The organism is Bradyrhizobium sp. P2_E8 (assembly GCF_056403875.1).
In genome coordinates, this window is sequence record NZ_JBFUES010001910.1 from 1 (window position 1) to 546 (window position 546).

The window sequence follows — 546 nt, forward strand, 5'->3', positions numbered from 1 at the left end:
CGTGACAGCTGTACACCAAAGGAGTTGATCCCTTTGGCGCGTTGGTCCGGCCGGAAGCACATCGCCGGCCGGGCAAAGTTCGAAGATCTCCATCTGGGCAAATCTAGCTGACCGAACCTTGTTCGGCGGGCTGAAGCAGATCGTCCAGCGCGCGCATCGACGCCTGCTGAAGCTCGGCGAGTTCGCGCGCAGCATTTTGGTACTCAGGCGATGACATCGCGGGCGCCGCCAGCTCGACGTCGCGGCAGCGATCGAACAGGCGGACGAGCCCGAGCGCGCTCGCCGCGCTGCCGAGCTGGTGCGCAGATCGTGCGAGCTGCGCGTGATCGCTGGCCGCCGCAGCCTTGGCGACGTCGTCGATCAATCTTGCGCTGGTCTCGCCCAGCAGATGGCGGAGCTTTTCGATTTGCGCAGGCCCGAGCAGCTCCCGCTGATCGTCGAGGAAGTGCCGGTCGATCAATCCGTCTGCGGCAAGTTGCGGTGCTGCCGGCGCGTCCCAGGGATCGTCCTCGATCGCCTCGCGCAGCGCATTGATCAGGATTGGCT

The 546-nt window shown here is 65.2% G+C and carries 1 protein-coding gene; it reads right to left on the reverse strand.

The annotated features are described in order from the left end of the window. Positions 1-103: 103 nt before the first annotated feature. Positions 104-546, reverse strand: a 443-nt coding sequence (locus AC1D00_RS44650) for an Hpt domain-containing protein (RefSeq protein ID WP_477015152.1), incomplete at its 5' end; no start/stop codon positions are given.